This is a genomic window from Enterobacter mori LMG 25706, assembly GCF_000211415.1.
Classification (GTDB): domain Bacteria; phylum Pseudomonadota; class Gammaproteobacteria; order Enterobacterales; family Enterobacteriaceae; genus Enterobacter; species Enterobacter mori.
This window is the reverse complement of the sequence record NZ_GL890778.1, coordinates 22,597-47,128: the sequence shown is the minus strand read 5'-3', so window position 1 is coordinate 47,128 and position 24,532 is coordinate 22,597. Positions and strand designations below refer to the sequence as shown.

The 24,532-nt window shown below is 56.9% G+C and carries 23 protein-coding genes; 3 read left to right on the top strand and 20 right to left on the bottom strand.

Annotated elements, in window-relative coordinates; genetic code table 11:
- Positions 1-71 precede the first annotated feature (71 nt).
- The 9 genes from purF to pdxB form a co-directional block, all read right to left on the bottom strand.
- Positions 72-1,589, bottom strand: coding sequence for an amidophosphoribosyltransferase (purF, locus tag ENTMO_RS0116450; RefSeq protein ID WP_010433256.1), 1,518 nt, complete (start codon positions 1,587-1,589; stop codon positions 72-74).
- A 33-nt stretch (positions 1,590-1,622) separates the two neighbouring features.
- Complete coding sequence (gene cvpA / locus ENTMO_RS0116445) at positions 1,623-2,111, bottom strand: colicin V production protein (RefSeq protein WP_000262116.1); 489 nt, start codon at positions 2,109-2,111, stop codon at positions 1,623-1,625.
- A 220-nt stretch (positions 2,112-2,331) separates the two neighbouring features.
- The gene (gene dedD / locus ENTMO_RS0116440; protein WP_010433250.1) at positions 2,332-3,018 is read right to left on the bottom strand and encodes a cell division protein DedD; all 687 of its coding nucleotides are present in this window, start codon (positions 3,016-3,018) and stop codon (positions 2,332-2,334) included.
- Positions 3,008-4,276: a bifunctional tetrahydrofolate synthase/dihydrofolate synthase gene (gene folC / locus ENTMO_RS0116435; RefSeq protein ID WP_010433247.1), complete on the bottom strand. Its 1,269-nt coding sequence runs from the start codon at positions 4,274-4,276 to the stop codon at positions 3,008-3,010. The genes dedD and folC overlap by 11 nt, the downstream gene beginning before the upstream one ends.
- Before the next feature lie 70 nt (positions 4,277-4,346).
- A complete protein-coding gene (gene accD / locus ENTMO_RS0116430) occupies positions 4,347-5,252 on the bottom strand; it encodes an acetyl-CoA carboxylase, carboxyltransferase subunit beta (RefSeq protein WP_010433245.1) in 906 nt (301 codons plus the stop codon).
- Between the two features lie 154 nt (positions 5,253-5,406).
- Positions 5,407-6,066, bottom strand: a complete 660-nt coding sequence (locus ENTMO_RS0116425; RefSeq protein WP_003861406.1) for a DedA family protein — start codon at positions 6,064-6,066, stop codon at positions 5,407-5,409.
- A 28-nt stretch (positions 6,067-6,094) separates the two neighbouring features.
- Positions 6,095-6,907, bottom strand: coding sequence for a tRNA pseudouridine(38-40) synthase TruA (gene truA, locus ENTMO_RS0116420; protein ID WP_010433237.1), 813 nt, complete (start codon positions 6,905-6,907; stop codon positions 6,095-6,097).
- Positions 6,907-7,920: an aspartate-semialdehyde dehydrogenase gene (locus tag ENTMO_RS0116415; protein ID WP_010433236.1), complete on the bottom strand. Its 1,014-nt coding sequence runs from the start codon at positions 7,918-7,920 to the stop codon at positions 6,907-6,909. The genes truA and ENTMO_RS0116415 overlap by 1 nt, the downstream gene beginning before the upstream one ends.
- Positions 7,921-7,987: 67 nt before the next feature.
- Entirely contained in the window at positions 7,988-9,124 is a 1,137-nt protein-coding gene (pdxB, locus tag ENTMO_RS0116410) for a 4-phosphoerythronate dehydrogenase PdxB (protein WP_010433234.1), read from the bottom strand.
- Between the two features lie 112 nt (positions 9,125-9,236).
- Between pdxB and flk the strand changes: the two genes are divergently transcribed.
- Positions 9,237-10,244 (top strand): flagella biosynthesis regulator Flk, encoded by a 1,008-nt coding sequence (gene flk / locus ENTMO_RS0116405; protein WP_010433232.1) that lies wholly within the window; start codon positions 9,237-9,239, stop codon positions 10,242-10,244.
- Positions 10,245-10,329: 85 nt separating this feature from the next.
- Here the strand turns inward: flk and ENTMO_RS0116400 are convergent, their stop codons facing one another.
- Entirely contained in the window at positions 10,330-11,508 is a 1,179-nt protein-coding gene (locus ENTMO_RS0116400) for an MFS transporter (RefSeq protein WP_010433230.1), read from the bottom strand.
- A gap of 67 nt (positions 11,509-11,575) precedes the next feature.
- Positions 11,576-12,793 (bottom strand): beta-ketoacyl-ACP synthase I, encoded by a 1,218-nt coding sequence (gene fabB, locus ENTMO_RS0116395; protein WP_010433229.1) that lies wholly within the window; start codon positions 12,791-12,793, stop codon positions 11,576-11,578.
- A gap of 158 nt (positions 12,794-12,951) precedes the next feature.
- Here fabB and mnmC point away from each other — a divergent pair, with 158 nt between their 5' ends.
- A complete protein-coding gene (gene mnmC, locus ENTMO_RS0116390; protein WP_010433228.1) occupies positions 12,952-14,949 on the top strand; it encodes a bifunctional tRNA (5-methylaminomethyl-2-thiouridine)(34)-methyltransferase MnmD/FAD-dependent 5-carboxymethylaminomethyl-2-thiouridine(34) oxidoreductase MnmC in 1,998 nt (665 codons plus the stop codon).
- A 58-nt stretch (positions 14,950-15,007) separates the two neighbouring features.
- On the opposite strand, the gene ENTMO_RS0116385 is transcribed toward mnmC, so the two are convergent.
- The 6 genes from ENTMO_RS0116385 to prmB are packed head-to-tail and all read right to left on the bottom strand — an operon-like array spanning position 15,008 to position 19,559.
- Positions 15,008-15,286: a YfcL family protein gene (locus tag ENTMO_RS0116385; protein ID WP_010433226.1), complete on the bottom strand. Its 279-nt coding sequence runs from the start codon at positions 15,284-15,286 to the stop codon at positions 15,008-15,010.
- A 13-nt stretch (positions 15,287-15,299) separates the two neighbouring features.
- Positions 15,300-15,845, bottom strand: a complete 546-nt coding sequence (locus ENTMO_RS0116380) for an elongation factor P hydroxylase (RefSeq protein WP_010433224.1) — start codon at positions 15,843-15,845, stop codon at positions 15,300-15,302.
- Positions 15,845-16,654 carry a sulfite exporter TauE/SafE family protein gene (locus ENTMO_RS0116375; protein WP_010433223.1) on the bottom strand — a complete coding sequence of 270 codons (810 nt, stop codon included), beginning with the start codon at positions 16,652-16,654 and terminating at the stop codon, positions 15,845-15,847. The genes ENTMO_RS0116380 and ENTMO_RS0116375 overlap by 1 nt, the downstream gene beginning before the upstream one ends.
- Positions 16,654-17,478 carry a penicillin-insensitive murein endopeptidase gene (gene mepA, locus ENTMO_RS0116370; protein WP_010433221.1) on the bottom strand — a complete coding sequence of 275 codons (825 nt, stop codon included), beginning with the start codon at positions 17,476-17,478 and terminating at the stop codon, positions 16,654-16,656. Before mepA ends, ENTMO_RS0116375 begins: the two co-directional genes overlap by 1 nt.
- Before the next feature lie 2 nt (positions 17,479-17,480).
- Positions 17,481-18,566: a chorismate synthase gene (aroC, locus tag ENTMO_RS0116365; RefSeq protein WP_010433219.1), complete on the bottom strand. Its 1,086-nt coding sequence runs from the start codon at positions 18,564-18,566 to the stop codon at positions 17,481-17,483.
- 60 nt (positions 18,567-18,626) lie between these two features.
- On the bottom strand, positions 18,627-19,559 hold the full coding sequence (gene prmB, locus ENTMO_RS0116360) for a 50S ribosomal protein L3 N(5)-glutamine methyltransferase (protein WP_010433217.1): 933 nt from the start codon (positions 19,557-19,559) through the stop codon (positions 18,627-18,629).
- Between the two features lie 145 nt (positions 19,560-19,704).
- Here prmB and smrB point away from each other — a divergent pair, with 145 nt between their 5' ends.
- Complete coding sequence (gene smrB, locus ENTMO_RS0116355) at positions 19,705-20,256, top strand: endonuclease SmrB (RefSeq protein WP_010433215.1); 552 nt, start codon at positions 19,705-19,707, stop codon at positions 20,254-20,256.
- 46 nt (positions 20,257-20,302) lie between these two features.
- Here smrB and sixA read toward each other — a convergent pair whose 3' ends face one another.
- From sixA to fadI, 3 genes are all read right to left on the bottom strand, one after another.
- Positions 20,303-20,788 (bottom strand): phosphohistidine phosphatase SixA, encoded by a 486-nt coding sequence (sixA, locus tag ENTMO_RS0116350; protein ID WP_010433213.1) that lies wholly within the window; start codon positions 20,786-20,788, stop codon positions 20,303-20,305.
- 209 nt (positions 20,789-20,997) lie between these two features.
- Entirely contained in the window at positions 20,998-23,145 is a 2,148-nt protein-coding gene (gene fadJ / locus ENTMO_RS0116345) for a fatty acid oxidation complex subunit alpha FadJ (protein WP_010433211.1), read from the bottom strand.
- Positions 23,145-24,455: an acetyl-CoA C-acyltransferase FadI gene (gene fadI / locus ENTMO_RS0116340; protein WP_010433207.1), complete on the bottom strand. Its 1,311-nt coding sequence runs from the start codon at positions 24,453-24,455 to the stop codon at positions 23,145-23,147. The genes fadJ and fadI overlap by 1 nt, the downstream gene beginning before the upstream one ends.
- Positions 24,456-24,532 lie beyond the last annotated feature (77 nt).

The following is a 24,532-nucleotide window of genomic DNA, read 5'->3' as shown; positions in this document are numbered from 1 at the left end:
ATTCAGGGCAGACTGTGCAGGATTTTGCGGGGAGTTGCAAGTGAGGGCGTCTGCCCTCACCTGCAGAAACATCAACCTTCGTTGTGCATCTCTAAGCTCTCAAGATCGTTCTGCAGCTGGACGGCTTTCGCATCGTCGTTACGCAGGGAATCCAGGTAGTCGAGATACTGCTGGTCAACGTCTTTAGTCACGTACACGCCGTTAAACACTGAGCATTCGAACTGCTGAATGTCCGGGTTCTCGGCACGCACCGCGTCGATCAGATCGTTCAGATCCTGGAAAATCAGGCCGTCAGCACCGATAATCTGGCGAATTTCGTCCACTTCACGACCGTGAGCGATCAGCTCCGTCGCGGTTGGCATGTCGATGCCGTACACGTTCGGGAAGCGAATTTCTGGCGCCGCAGACGCCAGGTACACTTTCTTCGCACCGGCTTCGCGTGCCATTTCGATAATCTGTTCAGACGTCGTACCGCGAACGATGGAATCATCCACCAGCAGTACATTCTTGTCGCGGAACTCGGCGCGGTTGGCGTTCAGCTTACGACGTACGGACTTACGGCGCAGATGCTGGCCCGGCATGATAAAGGTGCGGCCAACGTAGCGGTTCTTCACGAAGCCCTGGCGGTAAGGCTTATCCAGAATACGCGCGATTTCCAGCGCGATATCGCAGGAGGTTTCCGGGATAGGGATCACGACGTCGATATCGAGATCGTCCCACTCGCGGGCAATCTTCTCGCCGAGCTTCGTACCCATGTTCACGCGCGCGCTGTAGACGGAAATCTTGTCGATGAAGGAATCCGGACGGGCGAAGTAAACGTATTCGAACAGGCACGGGTTGCTGACCGGATTGTCAGCACACTGGCGGGTAAACAGCTGGCCCTTCTCAGTGATGTAGACCGCTTCACCGGGCGCAACGTCACGCAGGAATTCAAAGCCCAGCGTGTCCAGCGCCACGCTTTCAGAGGCGACCATATACTCCGTACGACCATCGCCGAGCTCACGTTTGCCAAGCACCAGAGGACGAATGCCGTTTGGATCGCGGAAGGCGACCATGCCGTGACCGATAATCATCGCCACGCAGGCATACGCGCCGCGGATCTGACGATTTGTTGCGGCAATGGCAGCAAAGATGTTGTCTGCTTCCAGCGGGTAGTGACGGAAGTTATCCAGCTCGCTGGCGAACACATTGAGCAGGATTTCAGAATCAGAGGTGGTGTTAATGTGGCGACGTTTCTCTTCGAACAGCTTTTTACGCAGCTCGTGCGCGTTGGTCAGGTTGCCGTTATGAGCAAGGGTGATGCCATACGGTGAGTTGACGTAGAAAGGCTGTGCCTCAGAGGCGCTGGAACTGCCAGCAGTAGGATAACGAACGTGACCGATCCCCATATTACCTTGCAGACGCTGCATATGGCGGGCTTCAAACACATCGTTTACCAGGCCATTCGCCTTGCGTAAACGGAAGCAGTTGTTTGCATCAATGGTGATGATACCCGCAGCATCCTGCCCACGGTGCTGAAGCACCGTTAACGCGTCATAAATCGACTGGTTTACCGGCATGAAACCGGCGATACCGACAATACCGCACATTCGTCTTTTCCTCGTTAAGCCACATCTCAGGGTTTATGCCCTGGGCAAAAAACTCGACGAGCTTTGCAGATAGTCAAAGAACCATCTGATGATGAAGCTGAACTCTGGAATGAGCTGCGATTTCTGCCAGTCTTCGCTTTTGGAGAACCCGGTGAAGGTATCCAGGAAGAACAGTATCGCGGCCACAATCAGCACGCCTCGCAACGCGCCGAAACAGATCCCGAGCACCCTGTCCGTTCCTGACAGACCGGTTTTCTCGACCAGCTGACCTATCACGTAATTGACGATAGCGCCAACAATCAGCGTCGCGATAAACAGCACCGCGATGGCGATTCCGTTTCGGACCAGTTCATCTTCAAAGCCCGTGAACCAGACAGACAGGTAAGTGTAGTAATGACTGGCAACAAAGAAAGCACAACCCCATGTCACCAGCGATAACGCTTCACGAACAAAGCCACGGATCAGGCTAACCAGACAGGAAAAACCAATCACCGCAATGATGGCGTAATCAATCCAGACCATATGTGTCCCACGATTTAACGCCCTGTCATCCAGTTCGGGGCGAATTCTAACAGAAAAAGAAAACGTTTGCGTAGGGATTTCCTTCCCGCGCGTAAATAAAAAAGGCGCTGAAAAAACGCTCAACGCCATGGGCCTTTTGACGCCTCTGTGGACGTCTGTTCCCCCTCACCCCAGCCCTCCCCCCGTTGGGGAGAGGGTTAAGGTGAGGGGCAAGATCGTGTCAGTTCGCGCTGTAGTTCATCACCACACCGCTCAGCCCGGAGATCTGCTTCAGCTCACCCAGTGACCCTTTCAGCTTGTCTTTCGACGCTTCAGGCCCCACCAGGATACGGGTAATTTTACCCTGCACCGGCGTGGAAGGTGAAGTGTAAACACGGTATCCCGCACCGCGCAGTTTACTCACCACCTCGTTGACTTTATCGGCGTTTTTCAATGCGCCAAGCTGAACAACGTAGGCTTTACCGGTCGGTGCCGCGTCTTGTTTCGCCGGTGGTGGGGTTTCTGACGTTGCAGCCAGCTGCTCTGTCGCTTTATCCCGCTGCGGCTTCGGCTGCGGTTTCTCGACAGGCTTCGGTTTCTCAACAGCCTTAGGCTGTTCCACCGGCACCGGATCGATTTCGATATTGTTATTCGCAGCCAGGCGAGAAGGATCGAGCGATGGTGCAGCAGCATCGCCTGCGCGCACCTCTTCTGCCGCACCCTCTGGCGGCTGAGCAGGTAGCGCCTGCGTCGCGGCGGGCAGCATGTCTGGCTCATCGCGATCGCCCGGTTTCGGCACCAGCGGAATGGCCGCAAATTCGTCCTGATAATGCTTTTTCTGCCCGTCGAGCAGTCCCGGAAGAATAATCACTCCGAGCGCGACCAGCACAATGGTTCCTGTTAAACGGTTCTGAAACTTACTCGCCACCGGTTCTCCCCGCGTCCATCACTTCCATGACATGTGCCACCGTGTGGAATGAACCACACACCAGCACGGTATCTTCTGGTTTAGCATCCGCCATCGCAGCATGCCAGGCCTGAGCCACGCTACTATAGATTGCGCCTGTGCCGAGATGTTCCATCAACTGCTCAGCCGTCGCGCCACGCGGCCCCTCCAGAGGAGCACAATACCAGCTATCGACCACACTCTCCATGCAGGCCGGCGTCCCGCCGATATCTTTATCATGAAGCATACCGATAACCGCCAACACGCGCCCGGTTTTTGGTAACGATTTGAGACGTCCTGCCAAATACGCCGCCGCGTGCGGGTTGTGGGCCACGTCCAGAATAAGACGCGGCGACTCGCTGACAATCTGGAAACGCCCCGGCAGGATCGCGTTCTGGATACCGTCGCGGATCGCCTGCTCGCTCACCGTCAATCCACTGGCACGCAGTGCCGCCAGTGCGGTGGCGGCGTTCGGCTGCGGTACCTGCGGCAGCGGCAGGTCGTCCAGCGCACCCTGCGCATCGCTAAAGCGCCAGCCGTTGTCCTGAACCTCATAGCGCCAGTCCACGTCGCGGCGCATTAAATGAGCGCCCTTCTCATTCGCCACGTCGGCGATGGTATGCGGCATGTCCGGCTCGCCGACTATGGCGGGCTTATTCGCCCGGAAGATACCGGCCTTTTCACGGCCTATGCTTTCACGGTCTGGCCCCAGCCAGTCGGTATGATCCAGCGCGATGCTGGTGACGACGGCGACATCCGCATCCACCATATTGGTGGCGTCAAGACGACCACCGAGCCCAACTTCCAGAATTACCACGTCAAGCTGCGCCTGTTTGAACAGCCACAGCGCTGAAAGCGTACCGTATTCAAAATAGGTTAATGAGATCTCACCGCGTGCAGCTTCAATTTCCGCGAATGACGCCGTATGGGCAGATTCCGGCAGTTCGCGGTTCTGCACGCGCACCCGCTCGGTGTAGCGCACCAGGTGTGGAGAGCTGTAAACACCTACCTTGTAACCCGCCGCCATCAGGACAGATTCCAGCGTGCGGCAGGTTGTGCCCTTCCCGTTGGTGCCCGCGACGGTGAACACGAACGGAGCCGGTTTGAGCACATCAAGACGCGCAGCGACCTGGCTTACGCGTTCAAGCCCCATATCGATGGTTTTACTGTGCAGGTTTTCCAGATAAGAAAGCCACGCGGCCAGGGGCGACGTGGCTTGGGGAATGCTTTTATTTTCCATAATGCCCGGTTGTCATTAACAGATTAGAAAGCAAAAGGGCAGCGCCAACCGGCCCTGCCCTTTTCAGTTATCAGGCCTCGGGTTCCTGATCCGGTACGATCACGCCTTCGCGTGGCTCATCCGGGTTCGGCGCGGGTAGATTCATCAGCTTCGCCAGGACGCTTGCCAGTTTCAGGCGCATTTCCGGGCGGCGAACGATCATGTCGATAGCGCCTTTCTCGATGAGGAACTCACTGCGCTGGAAGCCCGGCGGCAGTTTTTCACGTACGGTTTGTTCGATAACGCGAGGACCGGCAAAGCCAATCAGCGCTTTTGGCTCAGCGATGTTCAGATCGCCCAGCATCGCGAAGCTTGCAGAAACGCCGCCCATGGTTGGGTCGGTCAGTACAGAAATGTACGGCAGACCGCGCTCCTGCATTTTCGCCAGCGCTGCAGAGGTTTTCGCCATCTGCATCAGGGACATCAGCGCTTCCTGCATACGTGCACCACCTGAAGCGGAGAAGCAGATCAGCGGGCAGTTGTCTTCCAGCGCCTGCTCAACGGCACGCACGAAGCGCGCACCGACCACAGAGCCCATTGAGCCGCCCATAAAGGAGAACTCAAATGCGGCGGCAACAACCGGCATCTCATGCAGGGTGCCCTTCATGACGATCAGCGCGTCTTTCTCGCCGGTCTCTTTCTGTGCAGAGGCCAGACGATCTTTATATTTTTTGGAATCGCGGAACTTCAGCACGTCTTTTGGCTCAAGTTCGCTGCCCAGTTCTACCAGAGAACCTTCGTCCAGCAGGCTATGCAGGCGGTTGCGCGCCGACATACGCATGTGGTGGTCACATTTCGGACACACTTCAAGATTGCGTTCCAGTTCTGCACGATACAGAACCTGGCCGCAGCTATCACACTTCGTCCATACCCCTTCAGGAATGCTCGCTTTACGCGTTGGGGTAATGTTGCTTTTAATTCGTTCAATCCAGCTCATTGATAACCTTTCTGCCTGAACCTGGTCGTATGCCAGTTTTGCTATAAGAGGCGAATAATGCCATTTTTGCCTCCAACAGACCATGAATGTTGCACATTAAAACATAACAGCCCGAAACTTTGGATAAAAAAGTGGTCGAACCGCCAGCGTGCATTTACTTCGCTTGTTTAGCTGCCGCCCGTTTGTGACGGATGATTTCGATAACGCCCGGCAGTACGGAAAGCACAATAATCGCTACAATCAGCAACTTAAGGTTTTCCTGAACCACTGGCAGATCGCCAAACAGGTAGCCTGCGTAAGTAAAGAGCAGTACCCACAGCAGCGCACCGACAACGTTATACATCGCAAAATGACGATAGGACATATGCCCCATTCCTGCCACAAACGGTGCAAAGGTACGAACGATGGGGACAAAACGGGCAAGAATAATGGTTTTGCCGCCGTGACGCTCGTAGAAGGCATGCGTTTTATCTAAATAGCTGCGGCGGAAAATTTTGGAATCCGGATTACTGAATAACCGTTCTCCAAACACGCGCCCGATGGTGTAATTGACCGCATCTCCCACAATGGCGGCGATGATCATCAGCACAACCATTAGATGGACATTCAGGTCATTGGTCGGCAGAGCGGACAACGCACCGGCCACAAACAGCAGCGAATCTCCGGGCAGGAACGGCGTCACCACCAGACCGGTTTCACAGAACAAGATCAGGAACAGAATGGCATATACCCAGACGCCATACTGCGCGACCAGTTCCGCCAGGTGAACATCAATATGCAGAATGAAATCAATCAGAAAACGTATTACGTCCATATTGTCTAAGCCTTAATTGCACCTTTGTTTAGTCCGCTAAAAACAGCGGGCCCATTGGCGGTTTTGGCAGGTCAAACCGATCCGGATAATCCACCGAGACCAGATACAGCCCTTCCGCTTTCGCCGTTGCTGCCGCAAGCGTTCTGTCCTTCGCTGCCAGCAGTTCTGCAATCCAGCTCTCCGGCTGGTGTCCGGCACCCACTTCCATCAGGCTGCCAACAATATTCCGCACCATATGATGTACAAAGGCATTGGCTTTGATATCGACCACCACATACGCGCCATAACGACTGACGTTAATGTGCATGACGTTACGCCACGGCGTACGGGACTGACACTGCACCGCACGAAACGACGTAAAGTCATTTTCTCCAATCAGACACTGCGCCGCACGCTGCATACGTTCTGCATCAAGCGGCTCATAAAAATGCGTCACGCCCTGGCTTAACACTGCCGGACGCAGACGCTGGTTGTAGATGACGTAGCGGTAACGGCGCGCAGTGGCGCTGAAACGCGCATGAAAATCATCCGGCACAGCTTTCACCCAACGCACGGCAATGTCACCAGGTAAATTCGCATTTACACCCAGCGTCCAGGCAGCATCCTTGCGCACGGCGGTGGGTTCAAAGTGCACTACCTGCCCTGTGCCGTGAACACCGGCGTCGGTTCGGCCTGCGCATAAGACGTTAATCGGCTCATTCGCTACCTGAGAAAGCGCTTTCTCCAGCTTTTCCTGAACGCTGCGCACTTCGTTCTGACGCTGCCAGCCATAATATTTACTGCCATCGTACTCAATGCCGAGAGCAATTCTATGGACCGGCTTTTGTTCCACTTCTGACATCAGTACAGGTACTCCTGCACCAGCTTCTCGGCGATTTTAACTGCCATCAGCGCGCCGCCAAAGCGTACGTTATCGGCAACGGACCAGAACTGAACCTGCTCCGGCATGCCGTAATCGTTGCGCACGCAGCCAACGGAAAGATGCGCGCTACCGGTGGCATCGCCCACCTGGGTCGGGAATTCACTCTCTTCAGAAAGCACGATATCTTCACCGCGGCTAAACGCATCGCGCGCTTCTTCCGCCGCCAGCGGGCGCAGGGCTTCAAAGCCAACCATCTGCGCGTGGCCGTAGAAGACAGGCGACTGCACAACGTTGGCGGAGATCATCAGCCCTTCATCCTGCAGCACTTTGCGTACTTCATCGACGATTCGACGCTCTTCGCGCACGGAGCCTTCACGATCCGGCAGCAGTGGCAGCATGTTGAACGCCAGCTGGCGACCAAAGAAATCATCTTCATCAATCGGAATACCGTTCAGCAGCTTGGCACTCTGTCCGGCCAGCGCATCGACCGCTTTTTTACCGTTAGCGGAGGCCGACAGCAGACTGGTCACATTAATACGAGACAGGCCGCCGTCGTCGATCAGCGGTTTCAGCGCAGTCAACAGCTGGCTGGTCAGGCTGTTCGGTACCGCGATGACGTTGCGGTTGCGGTAGTCAGCCAGCACAAACGGGTTCACGTCCGGCACCACCAGCGGCACATCCGACTCCATTGAGAACAGGCCGCTCAGGTCGATCACCAGGCAGCCTGCGTTAGTCGCCTCTTCAACGTACGCAGCAGTCGCTTCAGCGCCCGCGGCGAAAAATGCCAGTTGCGCCTGCGTCCAGTCAAACGCTGCCGCGTCCTGGACCATGACGGATTTACCGTTAAAACGCAGATGCTCACCTGCGCTGTCGGTACGCGCCAGCGCATAGATGTCGCCCACCGGGAACTGACGCTCAGCAAGGGTTTCGAGCAGGGCTTCGCCCACGGCACCCGTGGCACCTAAAATGGCAATGTTCCAGCCTTCAGACATGGTGGTTTACTCCAGAAATAAAAAAGCGTCCCTGTCGGAGTATCCGACAGGGAGCATTAAGAAGACATTAACGTGCCGGGTGATGTACGGCGTTAAACCCGAGTTTATGCAGCAGCGTCGCCGCCGACGCATCGTCGCACATCACATACAGGGAAGACCATTCACGGCGCTCAACATAGTTTTTGCGCAGCTTATCAAACTCACCCGGCAAACCCGCTGATTTACGCAGCAGCGCGTCATCGCGGCGCACATCATACACCAAATGCACCAGCCTTTTCAGCGTTGCCTGATCGAGCGGGCCGTGCAGAGTGATGCGACCAAATTCTGGCGCGGGGAGTAAGGTATCCAGCGCTACCTGCTGCGGATGACCGATAAAGGCGCTGTATGCTTCAAACACCTGCGTCGTGCCGCGCGCTTTGCCTTCAAGCGTGTAGCCAGCGATATGCGCGGTGCCCACGTCCACCTTGTTGAGTAGCTCAACGTTGAGTTCCGGCTCGGGTTCCCAGACGTCCAGCACCACGCTGAGGTTTTGTCCTTCGTTCAGACATGTCAGAAGCGCGGCGTTGTCCACGACCGGGCCACGGCAGGCATTTATCAGAATAGTGCCAGCCTTCAGACGGCGGATCAGCGTTTCATCGGCCATATGAAGAGACTTATAGGGCCCCTCTTTAAACAGCGGCGTGTGGAAGGTGATCACATCACACTGTTCAACCAGCTCATCCAGCGAGCGGAAGTCGCCTTCATCGCCGTTATCTTTGCGCGGCGGGTCGCACAGCAGTGTGCGGATCCCTAATGCTTCAAAACGCTTTTGCAGGCGACCGCCCACGTTGCCCACGCCGACAATCCCCACGGTGCGGTCTTTCAGCGCAAAACCATCGCGCTCGGCCAGCATCAGCAGCGAGGAGAAAACGTATTCCACAACGGCAATGGCGTTACAGCCCGGCGCGGCGGAAAAACCGATCCCCGCCTGCTTGAGCCACTTGTCATCCACATGATCGGTCCCTGCCGTTGCGGTCCCGACAAATTTCACCGTTTTGCCGGAGAGCAACGTCTCATTTACTTTGGTCACCGAGCGCACCATCAGGGCATCGGCATCATCCAGTTCGTTCACCGGAATCGGGCGACCAGGGACAGCCTTAACATCGCCAAGGCGGCTAAACAGCTCGCGGGCGTAAGGCATATTTTCATCAACGAGGATTTTCACGTCTGAGTACCTGTTTGAGAGGAAGAAAACCTGCCAAGTGTGCCATAATCTCGCCGCCAGGCATATATGTCCGCCGGGTTAACGCTGAGTTTTGACTTTAAGGATTCCGACGATGCAGCCTATTTCAGGTACGCCGCCGCGCCCTCCGGGTGAAGGCCCCTTAACGCCGCCGAGTGTCGCAGGCGAACAGCCGCTCTCCACGCAACAGCGCACCGTGCTGGAGCGACTGATCACGCGCCTGATTGCGCTGACGTCGCAACAAAACGCGGAAGTCTGGGCCGGGGTGAAGCATGACCTGGGCGTGAAGAACGACGTACCGCTGCAGTCGCGTCACTTCCCTGCCGCCGAGCAGAACCTGAACCAGCGAATCAACGCTGCGCAACAAAATCATACCACTCGACAGATTGTGTCGCAGTTGACCGAGCTACTGGGCCAGGGGAACAATCGCCAGGCGGTCAGTGATTTTATTCGCCAACGGTATGGCCAGACTGCCCTGAGCCAGCTCACGCCCGATCAGCTCAAAACGGTGCTGACGCTGCTGCAAACCAATCAGCTGTCGATTCCACAGCCTCAGCTGCGCCCGGCGACCGAACGCCCGCTGCTGCCTGCTGAGCACAACACGCTTAATCAGATGGTGACCAAACTGGCCGCCGCCACCGGCGAGTCGACAAAGCTCATCTGGCAATCCATGCTGGAGCTGTCCGACGTGAAAAGCGGCGAGTTGATCCCGGCCAGACAATTTACGCATCTGGTCACCTGGCTGCAGGCGCGCCAGACGCTCAGCACGCAAACTACCCCGACCCTGCACACGGTTCAGGCAGCACTGAAGCAGCCGCTCGAACCGCACGAGTTTGAGGCTGTGCGGGATTATGCCCAGCAGACCTGGCAGGCCACGCCGCAAACGGTGCTGACCACCGCGCAGGTGCAGGATATATTGAATCAGATCTTTGTTCGTCGCGCCGAGCGCGAAGGCGGCATTCCTGAAGCACGGAACATTCAGCCGATTTACAGTCCGCTGTTTGCGCCCGTCGTGGAAACTTTCAAAACGCTGTCCGCCCGTCCGGGGCTGATGTTCATTGCGCTGCTGATTGCGCTGGCGATTTTCTGGCTGGTTGCTTAAAACTGCCGGGTGGCGGCTGCGCCTTACCCGGCCTACGGTTCGTACGGTTGTAGGCCCGGTAAGCGAAGCGCCACCGGGCACAAAACTACGATCTGCGAAACGCCACCAGCGTCACCACAATTCCCACCACCGCTGAAACGGCCCCGGCAAGAAATACGGACGGATAGCCAAAGGATGTCGCCAACAGCCCCGCCAGCGGCGCAGTAACCCCGTAGGAGATATCCTGAAACGCGGCATACCCACCGAGCGCCGTGCCGCGAACCTGCGGGGCCACGCGTTTCACCACCTCAACGCCCAGCGCCGGGAAGATCAGCGAGCAACCGCAGCCGGTCAGCGCCGCCCCCAGCAGCGCAACGTAGGCATTGGGTGCCTGCCAGAGCAGCAGCAGACCAATGGTCTCAATAACCAGCGAGGCCACCGCCACCTTCACGCCGCCTAAGCGATCCGGCATCCAGCCAAAAAACACGCGCATCAGTACGAACGCGCCGCCAAACGCGGTGAGCGTAAAGCCCGCCATTGCCCAGCCACGGCTCATAAAGTACAGGGAGACGAAGGTACCAATCACCGCGAAGCCAACGCCCTGTAGCGCCAGGCCGAGACCAGGCTGCCAGATTTGACCGACGACGCTCCACAGGGATGGGCGTTCGCCTTTATGGGCCGGGACTTTTCGCACCGAACCATTAAATGCCCACGCCAGCAGCGGCAGCACCATGGTGGTACCCGCCAGTACCGCAAAACCAAACTGGCTGTGGATCAGCAGACCCAGCGGAGCACCCGCTGCCAGGGCCCCGTAGATGGCCATCCCGTTCCAGGACATGACCTTTCCCGAACGCGCAGGGCCAACCAGCCCCATCCCCCAGGTCAGGGTCCCGGTCAGCAGCTGACTTTCACCGAATCCAAGGATTAAACGCCCCACCACCAGCAGCGCAAATTTATACACGGCGTCTACCGGCAGCAGCGCGGCCAGCAGCCGTGCGCCGCCCGCCAGACCGCAGGCAAACATGCCCTGCAAAGCTGACCGTTTTGCACCGTGCTGATCCGCCAGGCGTCCGGCATAGCCACGCGTTAACACCGTCGCTAAAAACTGAATACCCACGGCGATGCCAACCAGGGTATTGCCATAGCCTAACTCCTGGTGAACAAACAGCGGGATCACCGGCAGCGGCAGGCCGACGGTCATGTAGGTAAGAAATACCGCAAAAGCGATGCGGAACAGCGAGGTGTTCCCGGACGTGGCGTTTATATCTGATGTAGTGTCCGTCATGCATAACTCCGAATTCAGGCATAAAAAAAGGAGCCATCAGGCTCCCTTCTACTATACATTCAAACGCTTATGCTTTCAGCTTACGCATTACCAGCGTGGCGTTGGTACCGCCGAAACCGAAGCTGTTAGACATAACGGTCGTCAGCGTCGCATCCGTTGGTTTGGTTACGATGTTCAGACCAGCAGCCTGCTCATCCAGCTCTTCCACGTTGATGCTTGGCGCGATAAAGCCGTGTTCGAGCATCAGCAGAGAGTAGATCGCTTCCTGCACGCCAGCCGCACCCAGAGAGTGACCGGTCATGGCTTTGGTTGCAGAGATCGCCGGGCTCTTATCCGCAAAGACTTCGCGGATCGCACCCAGTTCTTTCACGTCGCCAACTGGAGTAGAGGTACCGTGGGAGTTCAGGTAGTCGATTGGGGTATCAACGCCGTGCATCGCCATCTTCATGCAGCGCACTGCGCCTTCGCCGGATGGAGCAACCATGTCAGCACCGTCGGACGTTGCGCCGTAACCCACGATCTCAGCGTAGATGTGAGCGCCGCGAGCCAGAGCATGTTCCAGCTCTTCAACCACAACCATACCGCCGCCGCCCGCGATAACGAAACCGTCGCGGTGTGCGTCATAGGTACGGGACGCTTTATCTGGCGTCTCGTTGTATTTGGTGGACAGTGCACCCATTGCGTCGAACTCACAGGCCATTTCCCAGCCCAGCTCTTCACCGCCGCCAGCAAACACGATGTCCTGTTTGCCCAGCTGGATTTGCTCAACCGCGTTACCGATACAGTGCGCGGAAGTCGCACAGGCGGAGCTGATGGAGTAGTTCACACCGTGAATTTTGAACGGTGTCGCCAGGCAGGCAGAAACCGCTGAACCCATGGCTTTGGTCACAACGTATGGACCTACCGCTTTCAGGCCGCGCGGGCTACGCATGGCGTCCGCACCGAATACCTGCGCTTTAGACGAACCGCCGGAACCGGCAATCAGACCCACACGCGGGTTGTTCTGATAAACGTCTTCGCTCAGGCCAGCGTCAGCGATCGCTTCCTGCATGGAAAGATAGGCGTAAATAGAGGCATCGTTCATGAAACGAACCACTTTACGGTCGATCAAACCGGTGGTGTCCAGTTTGACGTTACCCCATACGTGGCTACGCATTCCCGAATCTTTAAACTCTTCAGAGAAAGTGATCCCGGAGCGTCCTTCACGCAGAGATGCCAGGACTTCCTGCTGGTTATTACCGATGCTGGAAACGATGCCCAGGCCAGTAATCACTGCACGTTTCATTCAATACCTCTGTAAGTCGCACTATAGTAAGTTTCGAGTCGCACAATAGCGTACACTTGTACGCCGAACAAGTCCGATCAGACAATTTCTGAGGAAATTTGCACCGATGGGCTCACATCGTTAAGATCGTGCCACTGCCTGTCGGACGAGTAACTTACGTGAAACAAAACGCTATACAACCCGCCAACCTCGAATTCAACGCTGAGGGTACACCTGTTTCCCGAGATTTTGATGACGTCTATTTTTCTAATGATAACGGACTTGAAGAGACACGTTATGTTTTTCTCGACGGAAACCAGCTCGGCGCCCGATTCCCCGCGCATCCGCGTAGCCTGTTCGTGGTGGCGGAAAGCGGATTCGGTACCGGCCTCAATTTTCTGACCCTCTGGCAGGCGTTTGATCGGTTTCACGCTGCCCATCCCGAGGCTACGCTCCAAAGATTACATTTCGTCAGTTTTGAAAAATTCCCGCTCACTTTGCACGATTTACAGCTCGCACATCAGCACTGGCCCGAGCTGGCAACCTGGGCAGAGCAGCTTCAGGCGCAATGGCCACCGGCCGTGGGTGGGGGCCATCGTCTGATTCTGGACGGCGGACGCGTTACCCTGGATTTATGGCTGGGTGACATTAACGAACTTACCGATCAGCTCGACGATTCGATGAATCAGAAAGTGGATGCCTGGTTCCTGGACGGTTTTGCCCCTGCCAAAAACCCGGATATGTGGAGTCAGCATCTGTTTTGCGCAATGGCGCGTCTGGCCCGCCCGGGCGCAACGCTCGCCACCTTCACCTCTGCAGGTTTTGTCCGCCGCGGGCTGCAGGAAGCGGGCTTTACCATGCGTAAAACCAAGGGGTTTGGCCGCAAGCGCGACATGCTGGTCGGGACGATGGAACAGACGTTGAATGTCCCCGCTCAGGCACCGTGGTTTTCCCGTCGCGCCAGTGCAACACGCGAGGTAGCACTCATTGGCGGCGGCATTGCCAGCGCTCTGCTCTCGCTCGCGCTTCTCCACCGTGGCTGGCAGGTCACGCTCTACTGCGCTGATGAGGCACCGGCGACGGGTGCCTCAGGCAACCGTCAGGGCGCGCTTTATCCTCTGCTGAGCGCGCACGACCCGGCGCTGTTCCAGTTTTTCCCGGCGGCATTTACGTTTGCTCGTCGTCTGTACGATCTTCTGCCTGTTGATTTTGACCACGACTGGTGCGGCGTGACGCAGCTCGGCTGGGATGAGAAGAGCCAGCAAAAAATCGCGCAAATGCTGTCGCTGGGTCTGCCGGAGGCGATCGCCCGTGCGGTCACTGCGCAGCAAGTTGCTGAAACCACGGGCGTCGACACGAGCTGTGACGGTATACAGTATCCGCTCGGCGGCTGGCTGTGCCCGGCCGACCTGACGGCGGCGGTGATGACCCTGGCCCAGTCTCGCGGGCTGACGGTGCACTATGCCCACACCGTTGAATCGCTTAGCCGGACAGAACGCTGGAATCTGCGTTTTGCTGATGGCAAAGCGGCGCAGCACGCAAGCGTTGTGCTGGCAAACGGACATAACATCAGCCAGTTTATCCAGACAGAAACATTGCCGGTGTATCCGGTCGGCGGCCAGGTAAGCCATATCCCAACCGTGCCCGGACTGAGTAAATTACGTCAGGTGCTGTGCTATGACGGCTATCTGACGCCGCAAAATCCGTCTAACGGCCATCACTGCAGCGGGGCGAGCTATCATCGTGGCGAAACGGAAATGCGCTACAGCGGCGCGGACCAGCAGCAGAACCGCCAGCGTCTGGTTGACTGTTTCCCGGATGCGGCGTGGGCGAAAGAGGTTGACGTCAGCGAGGGTGAAGCCCGCTGCGGCGTACGCTGCGCCACGCGTGACCATCTGCCGATGGCGGGGAGCGTGCCGGACTATGAGGCAACGCTTGCGGCCTATCAGGATCTGGCTGATAACCGGGACATGGCGGTAAGCGCGCCGGTGTATCCGGAGCTGTTTATGCTCGGCGGGCTGGGTTCGAGGGGATTGTGCTCTGCGCCGCTGCTGGCAGAGGTGTTAGCCGCACAGATGAGCGATGAGCCGATTCCGCTGGACAGAATTACGCTTGCGGGACTCAACCCAAATCGACTGTGGGTACGGAAACTGCTGAAGGGGAAGAAGGTTAAGTAGGGTGCGGTCTGGTGCCCTCACCCCGTCCCTCTCCCACAGGGAGAGGGTGGTGAAACACTTACTTCGCTTTCGCCTGCTGGAACAGTTTGTCCCACATTCCCAGCACCAAAGACTGATCGCGCGGAGAGAGTTCTCCGGCCTGAATGGCTTTTTCCAGGCTGCGAGTCACTTCTTCGTGAACTGCGTCGGCAGAGTGATCGTCACCTGCCTCCAGCTCGGCTACGGCAAGCGTCAGGTGACCACGCAGATAACCGCTGGCGAACAGCTCATCATCACTGGCGTGTTCCACCATGTCATCAATTAACGCCAGAATGCGTGATTCAAATTCTGCGATCATCTTCTTTCCTCTGTTAAAGATCTTCCGGCCAAGGGAAGCATTCCGCCGTGATCTCCGGCGTGTGGTAATAATTCTGTAAAGCCTCGATCAGGCGCGCCGGACGTTCCGGGATGCCCTTCTCAAGATATTCCATCACCTGCTTATGAACGCGGCGCTGGAAGACGATACGATCCGGCTCGAAGTCGCCTTCCAGGTTGTCGCAGCTCACGTTGAACGGGAAGCCCGCCGCCACGCAGAACAGCCACTCCAGCGCCTGGGGTTTGACTTCAACATCTTCAAACTGGCCCTGAGTTGCGGCGTCACGCCCGTCCGGGCAATACCAGTAACCGAAGTCCACCAGCTCGCGACGTGCTTTCCCCGCGATGCACCAGTGCGAAATCTCGTGCAAACCGCTGGCGTAAAAGCCATGTGCGAAAACGATGCGGTTATACGGAACCTCTGCATCAGCAGGAAGATAGATCGGTTCGTCGTCGCCTTTAATCAGACGGGTATTAAAATCATCAGCAAAACAGCCGTCGAAAATCTCAATCAGCTGTTCGTAGTTATGCGTACTGTTCATTAGTGCATCCCCAACCAGGTGAGGATCTCCTGTCCATGGCTGTCATAAAGCAGTTTGGCGCTCATCACCGCCGAGACCACAACAATCATCGGGCGGATCAGCTTTTGCCCCTTGCTCAATACCAGACGCGAGCCCACGCGCGCGCCTAAAAATTGGCCCACCATCATTACAAAGCCGGTTGCCCAGATAACCTTGCCGCCAATGATAAACAGCAGCAGGCCGCCGACGTTTGAGGTCGCGTTGAGCACTTTGGCATGGGCGGTGGATTTGGCGAGGTTGAACCCGGCCAGCGTCACGAAGGCCAGCGCGTAAAATGAGCCTGCGCCCGGGCCGAAGAAACCGTCATAAAAACCCACACAGCCCCCGGCAACCAGCGCAAACGGCAGGCCGTGCAGGCGACGCGGGCGATCCTCTTCACCAAGCTTCGGCATCAGCAAAAAGTACAGGCCGATGCAAATAACCAGGATCGGCAGGATCTGACGCAAAATATCGGACTGCACGTGCTGAACCAGCAGCGCACCCGACGTCGAGCCAATAAAGGTCATCAGAATATTGAGCTTCTGATCGGCCAGGCTCACCACCTTTCGGCGGATAAAATAGAGCGACGCCGAGAGCGACCCACCGCAGGCCTGCAGCTTGTTAGTCGCCAGCGCCTGAGCCGGGCTCATGCCCGCCGCCAGCAGCGCCGGAACCGTCAGCAAACCGCCTCCACCCGCCAGCGCATCGATAAACCCGGCGAGCATCGCAACAAAAAAGAGCACCGCCAGCAGCAGCGGTGACACCATAAACAGATCGACGAAATTATCCATTAAAGTACATGCTCATCCAGTAGCGCCTGGCAGGAAGGCGGCAACGGAGGCGGTGTCTTCTTCTCAGGCTTAGAGGTTCCAGGCTTCGCCGGTTCAAACCAGCTTTGCAGTTCATAACCACAGCCATCGCCAGGCGGTGGAAGCGGCTGATCTTCACATTCCAGACTGTTCGCCGGGCAGCGCAGACGAACGTGCATATGTGCACGGTGCTGGAACCACGGACGCACTTTACGCAGCCAGTCGCGATCCGTTCCGGCATCCAGACAGAGCTGTTGCTTGATGGCCGGGTTAACGAAAATCCGCGTGACATCGTTATCTTCTGCCGCCAGCTTGATCATGCTGGAGACATCCTGCGTCCACAGGGACGGCACTACGCGCTTACCGTCGCTCGCGACCAAATCCAGCGCCTGCGGTTTCAGCAACTGCGAAGACGTCCAGCGCGTTTTCGGTAGCTGTAAGAAGATATCGACATCCAGTCCGGTCTGGTGGCTGGCGTGACCGCCGTTGAAGCGGCCCCCGGCAGGCATCCCCATATCGCCGATCAGCATCGTGCCCAGCCCCAGGTTATGCACCTGATTACCAAGGCGCTGTATAAACAGCACCAGATCCGGATGGCCGAAATAGCGGCGCTGATCGGTACGCATCACCTGATAGGTGTCCGACTGCAGCGGAAGTTCCTGCGCGCCCACGATGCAGCCGTTAGAGAAGGCACCGATGGACTGCGCACTCCCCGCCACCGGATGGGTGATTTTTTGCCACGGCGTGGCGGCCAGAGAGGCTCCACTGGCGAGCAGCGCCAGCAGAGCAATTGCGGTTTTTTTCATGTTTACCAGCGTGGAATGGTGGTCGTCACATCCGCATTCTGCGCGCGCTGGCGCAGGAAGTGATCCATCAACACGATCGCCAGCATCGCTTCTGCGATCGGTACCGCGCGGATCCCCACGCACGGATCGTGACGTCCTTTGGTGATCATCTCAACTTCTTCACCAGAGCGGTTAATCGTGTGGCCCGGCACGGTAATGCTGGAAGTCGGCTTCAGTGCGATGTTGGCAACAATTTGCTGCCCGCTGCTGATACCGCCCAGAATGCCGCCCGCATGGTTGCTCTGGAAGCCCGCTTTCGTGATTTCGTCGCGGTTCTGGCTTCCGCGAAGCTGAACCACGTCAAAACCGTCGCCAATCTCGACGCCCTTCACCGCGTTGATGCTCATCAGCGCGTGGGCGATGTCAGCGTCGAGACGGTCAAATACCGGCTCGCCCCAGCCAGCCGGAACGCCATCAGCCACCACGGTGACTTTTGCACCGATGGAGTCGCCCTCTTTTTTAAGGCCGCGCATCAGTTCGTCGAGCGCCTCCAGCTTGTCGGCATCCGCGCAAAAGAACGGGTTTTGCTCGACCTGATCCCAGTCTTTGATCGCCAGTGGAATGTCGCCCATCTGGGTCAGACAGCCGCGGATAACGATGCCAAATTTCTGCTGCAAGTATTTCTTGGCAATCGCCCCTGCCGCCACGCGCATCGCGGTTTCACGCGCGGAAGAGCGTCCGCCACCGCGATAGTCACGGAAGCCGTACTTTTGTTCGTAGGTGTAGTCGGCGTGGCCCGGACGGAAAACGTCTTTGATGGCGCCGTAGTCCTGGGAGCGCTGATCGGTATTTTCGATCAGCAGACCAATGCTGGTCCCGGTGGTGCGCCCTTCAAAGACGCCGGAAAGAATTTTGACCTGGTCCGGCTCGCGACGCTGCGTGGTGTAGCGAGAGGTGCCCGGACGTCGACGGTCGAGGTCGTGCTGTAAATCTGCTTCGGTCAGTTCGATGCCTGGCGGTACGCCGTCGACGATGCAACCGAGTGCCAACCCGTGCGACTCCCCAAAGGTGGTCACGCGGAATACCTGTCCAATACTGTTTCCTGCCATCACGGCTCCGATGTTGTTGTTTGTGTTTGAGCGTTGTGAAACGGGCCGAAGCCCGCTGGATTAATCTTTATAGATGCTGAAGTGTTCGCGCGCGTCGAGCAGCTGCGCTTTGGTCAGCATAAAGACGCCGTCACCGCCGTTGTCGAACTCGAGCCAGGTGAACGGCACATCCGGGTACTGCTCTATCAGATGTACCATGCTGTTGCCCACTTCACAAATCAGAACGCCGTCGTCGGTCAGGTAATCCGGCGCGCAGGCCAGAATGCGGCGGGTCAGCTTCAGGCCGTCAGAGCCTGATGCCAGGCCCAGCTCCGGCTCATGGCGATATTCGTTTGGCAGATCGGACATGTCTTCTGCATCGACGTATGGCGGATTGGTGACGATCAGATCGTACTGCAGCGTCGGCAGATCGCGGAACAGATCGGAGCGAATTGGCGTTACGTGATGGATCAGGCCGTGCTCTTCAATGTTGTGCTCGGTTACGGCCAGCGCGTCGGTGGAAATATCGACCGCGTCCACTTCCGCTTCCGGGAAGGCATAGGCACAGGCAATCGCAATGCAGCCGCTGCCGGTACACATATCCAGAATGTGCTGCGGCTGATGGTTAATCAGTCCGTCAAAGTGGTTGTTGATCAGCTCACCAATCGGCGAGCGCGGCACCAGCACGCGTTCATCAACATAGAACTCGTGGCCGCAGAACCAGGCTTTATTGGTCAGGTAGGCTACCGGGATACGCTCGTTCACGCGGCGGATCACGCGCTCAACGATGCGGTGCTTCTCGCTGGAGGTCAGGCGCGCGGTACGCATGTCTTCCGGAATATCCAGCGGCAGGTAGAGGGACGGCAGCACCAGCTGAACGGCCTCATCCCACGGGTTATCGGTACCGTGACCGTACCAGATGTTGGCGGCGCTGAAGCGGCTAACCGACCAGCGCAACATGTCCTGTATGGTATGCAGCTCGTTTACTGCTTCATCGACAAAAATTTTATCCACTCTTTCCTCCAGGGCATGCTCGCATAATTTTCGGCGGCTAGTTTGCCATGAAGACGGCGATAAATCAGCAATGACGCGTACCGCTTGAGGTTAAAAAATGCGTTTAGTCGGGTACACTATCGGAAATACGAGATGAGAATGCCAAATGAAAAAGAAAACATCGCTCAGCGAGGAGGATCAGACACTCTTCCGACAGCTGATGACCGGGACGCGTAAAATCACGCAGGGCACCATCGTTCATCGTCCTCAGCGCAAAAAAATCAGCGAAGTGCCGGTCAAGCGACTGCTCCAGGAGCAGGCCGATAACAGTCACTATTTTTCAGATGAATTTCAGCCGCTGCTCAACACGCAGGGGGCTGTGAAGTACGTACGTGAAGACGTCAGCCATTTTGAGCTGAAAAAGCTACGACGTGGGGACTATTCACCGGAGCTGTTTCTCGATCTGCACGGGTTAACCCAGATGCAGGCGAAACAGGAGCTGGGGGCGTTGATTGCGGCATGTCGTCGCGAACACGTTTTTTGCGCCTGCGTGATGCACGGTCACGGCAAACATATTCTCAAGCAACAGACGCCGCTGTGGCTGGCTCAGCATCCACACGTGATGGCGTTTCATCAGGCACCCAAAGAGTACGGCGGAGATGCCGCATTGCTGGTGTTGATTGAAGTCGAGGAATGGCAGCCGCCAGAGTTGCCCTGACAGGATGGCGGGAAGCACATTGCGCCCCGCCATTTCGCACGTCACGTCAGATAGCTTTTGCCATCTTCAGGTTGCACGGACTCATTTGCCAGTTAAAGACACCTTTGCCGGTTTCGTCCAGGGTGACGTTGGCAATGGCGGAGGTCGTGAACATCGGCGGCGTTTCGCCAGGGCACAGCTCAGATACCAGATAGCCGACCAGCGGCAGGGGGGAAATGACCAGTGCGGAAGCGACACCTTCATTGCACAGCGCCTGAAGATAGGCACTCACAAGACCCACATCGCCACACGGCGTGAGTTCAGGGAGAACATCCACACTGGAAGGCAGGTTCATACACTCCCCTACCACATCCAGCGTCTGTTCTGCACGCAGGAACGGACTCACCAGAACGCGTTCAATGTCCACTTTTTGACCTTTAAGCCAGGTAGCCATTTGACGGGATTCGTCGCAGCCACAGACTGTCAAAGGACGTACTGAGGCACTGGCGGCATCGAGTGCCGCGTCGCCGTGACGCATGATAAAAACTTGCATATTGCACCGCTTTTGTTAACCAGAATCACCGGCGTTGACTACCCGCGATTAAAGCTGGGAGGTAGAAAACCCGATGGCCGGGCATTGTGCCTGATCCATTCGGTGAATGAAACGCTGTTTTTTACCTCAATGGCGTAAGTATAGTCAATCTCTGTTTACAAATTCGCCAAAACAGGTCTCTTCACCGAAGGATTTACCCTTCTTTGACCTCAGCTTACGAGGACAGTTTCCCTTGCAGGCCAAAATGTCTGGCCCCGTTCCACCATCTGCAATAATTCGTCACAGGGTGTAAACCGTGGACCATATTGCGAAGCCAGACGTTGCAGAATTGCAACCACTTCACCCGCCCCGAGGGTGTCCATATACCGGAACGGGCCGCCAAGGAACGGCGGGAAACCAATACCAAATACGGCACCGATGTCACCATCGCGTGCGCTTCTGATCACCTGTTCGCCGAAACAGCGCGCCGCTTCGTTGAGCATCATCATCACACAACGCTCAGCACACTGCGCTGACGACAGTTTTCCCTGACCGGTAACAGAAATAAGCCCATAAACCGCAGGGTCGACCTGTTTCTTGCTTTTACGCCCTTTTGCCCCGTAAAGATAGAAACCGCGTTCATTTTTTCTGCCTTTGCGATCGTCCTTCAAAATTGCAGAAACAATGTTTGCAGGGGGGCTAAAACGGTCTCCGTAAGCAGCCTCCAGTACAGGTATAATTTTAGTGCCGGTATCTATTCCTACCTCATCCAAAAGTTGGATTGGGCCGACAGGGAAACCAAACTTCACCAGCGCCTCATCGACGTGCTCAATCTTCTCCCCTTCCGTCAGCAACCGCATTGCTTCATTAATGTAGGGAGCCAGAATACGATTGACGTAGAAGCCTGCTTTATCCGCCACGACAATCGGCGTTTTGCCCTGCTTTTTCGCGAGCTTGACCACCGTGGCAACGGTTTGCGGACTGGTGGTCGCGTGTGGAATAACCTCCACCAGCGGCATTTTTTCAACCGGGCTAAAGAAGTGCAGACCAATCACCTGCTCCGGTCGTGCGGCTTTCGCCGCGATGTCGCCAATCGGCAATGACGAGGTGTTTGAAGCAAAGATGGTATGCGGGGCGCAATGCTGTTCAACGTCTGCCACCATTTGCTGCTTGAGCGCCAGATCTTCAAAAACGGCTTCTATCACCAGATCGCGATGTGCAAAACCGCGGTAGTCCGTGGTGCCAGTGATCATCGAGAGTGTTTTATCGCGCTCGCTTGCTTTGATATGGCGGCGTTTAACCTTCTGATCAAGGTTCTGCCAGCTGTACTGAAGCGCGTGGTTGATTCCCTTAGGATTAATGTCTTTGATACGCACCGGCAATTTGCCTTTACTGGCAGTGACAAACGCAATTCCACCGCCCATCAGCCCGCCCCCCAGCACGCCAACGGCGCGCAGCGGCGCAGGCTCAGCTTCGCTTCCCGGATCTTTTTTGACGTCAATGCTGGCAAAGAAGATGCTGCGCAGCGCCTGAGACTGCGGCGTCATCGCCAGTTCACCAAAGGCTTTTGCCTCGGCGGCATAACCGCTGCTGCTACCCTGCGACAAGCCGGTTTCAATTACTTCAAGAATGCGCTTCGCCGCCGGGTAGTTGCCTTTGGTTTTTTGCTCGGTCTTTTTGCTTACCATGTTGAACAGGAGCGCGCGCCCCAGTGGCCCTGCCAGCACGCGCTCACGCACAGGAAGAGGACGTTTTGCCTGACGCCCTTTCAGGGCCAGCTCAACGGCGGCCTCCAGCAAAATCGAGTGGGGAACCACTTCATCGACCAGTCCCACTTTCAGCGCCTGACGGGCGCGCAGCTGCTTGCCGGTTAAGATCATCTCCAGCGCGGTACTCACCCCCACCAGACGCGGTAAACGCTGCGTTCCACCCGAGCCAGGTAACAGGCCTAACTGCACTTCCGGCAGGCCTAACACCGTTTTTGCATCATCGGTACAAATGCGGCTATGGCAGGCCAGCGCCAGCTCTAAACCGCCCCCCAGACAAGCGCCGTGAATGGCAGCAATCACCGGGAACGACAGGGCGTGGATCTCAGCCATCACCTGCTGCCCCTGACGCGCCAGCTCTTCGGCTTCCTGAGCGCTTTGCGCGCGGGCAATCATGTTGATATCTGCCCCGGCAATAAAGTTATCCGGCTTGGCCGAGATAAACACCAGACCGCGAATGGTTTTGTTTTCGCGGAGCTGCTTTAGCATCGCGCGCACCTGAACGCCAAATTCGGCCTTCAGGGTATTCATCTTTTCATCAGGCACATCAATAGTGATAACGGCCACGTTATCGAGGCGAACCGTCAGATTGAATGCAGATGGCATGTCCATTATTCAGCCTCCAGAACCATTGCTGCGCCAAGACCGCCTGCCGCGCAGGCGGTAACGAGACCAAACCCACCGCCGCGGCGACGAAGTTCATGTAACGTTTGGGTAATCATACGCGCGCCCGTTGCCGCAAACGGATGGCCATAGGCGATGGATCCGCCAAGCACGTTAAACTTACTCTGATCCACTTCGCCGGTCGCGTGGGCACGGCCCAGTACATCGCGCGCGAAGCGCTCGCTTGCCAGCAGCTGGATGTTTGCCAGAGTTTGTGCGGCAAAGGCTTCGTGCATATCGATCAGGGTTAAGTCAGCCAGCGTCAGCCCCGCACGCTCCAGCGCCAGCGGCGTGGACCAGGCTGGACCTAACAACATGTCCTGCCAGACATCAATCGCCGTAAACGCATAGCTTCGCAAATAACCCAGCGGGGTGATGCCAAGCTCCTTCGCACGGGATTCGGTCATCAGGATCACGGCCGCAGCACCGTCCGTCAGAGGTGTACTGTTGGCCGCCGTAACGGTGCCAGGTTTACGGTCAAACGCCGGGCGCAGTTTTGCGTAATCCGCCAGCGTCGAAGTGCCACGGATATTGTTATCTTCCACCAGAGGTTCGCGGAAAGGCGGGATGTAAGCCGTCATCACCTCGTCGACAAGTTTGCCTTCCGACCAGGCCTTCGCAGCGAGCTGGTGCGAACGATGCGCCAGGGCATCCTGCTGTTCGCGGGTGATGCCGTAGGTCTTCGCCATCTGCTCAGCGGTATCGCCCATGCGCAGACCGGTTGAATATTCAGCCACCGCGGGCGGAACAGGCATCAGATCGCGCAGGCGTAAACGCGAGAAGAGTTTAAGTTTCTGGCCAGTAGTGCGGGCCTTGTTAGCATCCACGAGGATACGTGCCAGCTTTTTGCTGACCCCAATCGGCAGCACTGAAGAGGAGTCCGCCCCGCCCGCGATACCCGCGCGAATAGTCCCCGCCATCAGGCTTTCGGCCACGTTAGCCACCGCCTGAAAGCTGGTCGCGCAGGCGCGACTGACGCTGTAGGCATCGGTGTGCACATTCATTCCCGTGCCGAGAACAATTTCACGTGCAATGTTGGGGGCTTCAGGCATCTGCACGACCTGGCCGAAGACCAGCTGTTCGATGACCTCAGGCGGAATTTCGCTGCGAGCCAGCATCTCGCCTACGACCATTTTTCCCAGATCGACGGCCGGTATACCATGAAAGGCGGTTGCCTGACGCGCAAACGGCGTGCGCAACCCGCTAACAATGGCAATGCGATCACCTTGTCGGGTGATAAGCGGTAATGCCTGACTCATAACATTCCCCTGTAAAAAACTTTACACAAATATAAAGTGGTCTGACCTGATAACAGTCTTAACCATTTTTTTACATT